The 1,420-nt window shown below is 72.0% G+C and carries 2 protein-coding genes; one reads left to right on the top strand and one right to left on the bottom strand.

Annotation, left to right across the window (positions count from 1 at the left end):
- On the top strand, positions 1–998 hold a 998-nt coding region (locus FV223_RS27585; RefSeq protein ID WP_246689836.1), incomplete at its 5' end, for a methyl-accepting chemotaxis protein.
- Positions 999–1,209: 211 nt separating this feature from the next.
- Here FV223_RS27585 and FV223_RS31340 read toward each other — a convergent pair.
- A partial coding sequence (locus tag FV223_RS31340) for a hypothetical protein (RefSeq protein WP_210247533.1) occupies positions 1,210–1,420 on the bottom strand: 211 nt, incomplete at its 5' end.

Genomic DNA, 1,420 nt, shown 5'->3' with positions numbered 1-1,420 from the left:
GCGCCACGGCGGCCGAGGTGCCCGCGACCCGGCGCGGCGACGAGCTGGGGGCGATGGCCGTCTCGGTGCAGGTGTTCAAGGAGAACCTGATCCGCACGCAGGCCTTGGAGGAGGAGATGTCCCAGGGGCGGTTGGCGGCGGAGCGGCAGCGCCAGGCCGGGATGCGGCAGATGGCCGACGCCTTCGAAGCGGCCGTCGGCGGCATCGTCGGGCAGGTCTCGTCGGCGGCCACCGAGTTGCAGGCGACGGCCCAGCAGATGACCGCGACCGCCGGCGACACGGCGGCGCAGTCGGGCACCGTGGCAGCGGCGGCCACGCAGGCAGCGGACAACGTGAGCACGGTGGCCATCGCCGCCGAGCAACTCGGATCCTCGGTGCAGGAGATCGGACGGCAGATGTCCAGCTCGTCCGAGCTGGCGCGAGCCGCCGTGGTGGACGCCGATCAGACGGCGCGGCTGGTGCAGGAGCTCAGCCACGCCGCCGAGCAGATCGGGGCCATGGTCGGGATGATCTCCAACATCGCCTCGCAGACCAACCTGCTCGCCCTGAACGCCACGATCGAGGCCGCGCGTGCCGGTGAGGCTGGCCGCGGCTTCGCGGTCGTCGCGACGGAGGTGAAGGAGTTGGCCGGCCAGACGGCCAAGGCCACCGAGGAGATCAGCCAACGCATCGGGCACGTGCAACACGTGACCGATCAGGCCGTGAGCGCGATCGGCGGCATCACGACCCGGATCCGCGAGATCAATGCGGTGGCCGCGACGATCGCGGCGGCCGTCGAGGAGCAGGGAGCGGCGACCCAGGAGATCGTGCGCAACGTCGCACAGGCCTCGGCCGGTGCGAGCGAGGTCACGGCCCACATCGCGGGCGTGGCGCGCGCGTCGGAGGACACGGGCGCTGCCGCGACCCAAGTCCTGGCGTCGAGTTCCGAGCTGTCGCGCCAATCCGAACGCCTCGGCGCGGAGGTCGCGCACTTCCTAGCCACCGTCCGCGCCGCCTGAAACCCCGTCGACGCGTTCGTCGGCCCGTTTCCCTCATCCTCGCGGTGCCGCTTCGGCGTCTGCGAAGGATGAGGGGGCCGAACGATCGGGTCTCGTCGGAAGACCGACGCTCTCAGGGTCGAATGGCCGCCCGTCATCGGTCACGGAACCGCCGTCGCGCCATCGTGGGCACAGGAGACCGCCGGCGCTCGGGAGGTTTCGCGGGAGACTCTTAGACGCGGCGCGGCCGCTCCGCTATGGTCGCCCGCGGGTCGAGACCCGCGGCACCGGAGGGCGCATGAGACGCGACGCGACAAACCGAGCCGACGCGGCAGCCGCCAAGGCGCGCCGCCTCGTTCTGGCGCTCGGGGCCGGCCGCGGCGTTCGCGTCGATGATATGCTGGGCGCTGATCCACTGGTTCATGACGAGGGCCGTGGCGAGC

Source organism: Methylobacterium sp. WL116, from assembly GCF_008039455.1.
GTDB lineage: Bacteria > Pseudomonadota > Alphaproteobacteria > Rhizobiales > Beijerinckiaceae > Methylobacterium.
Note: the sequence above shows the minus strand (reverse complement) of the source record. Positions and strands in the feature narration are given on the sequence as shown.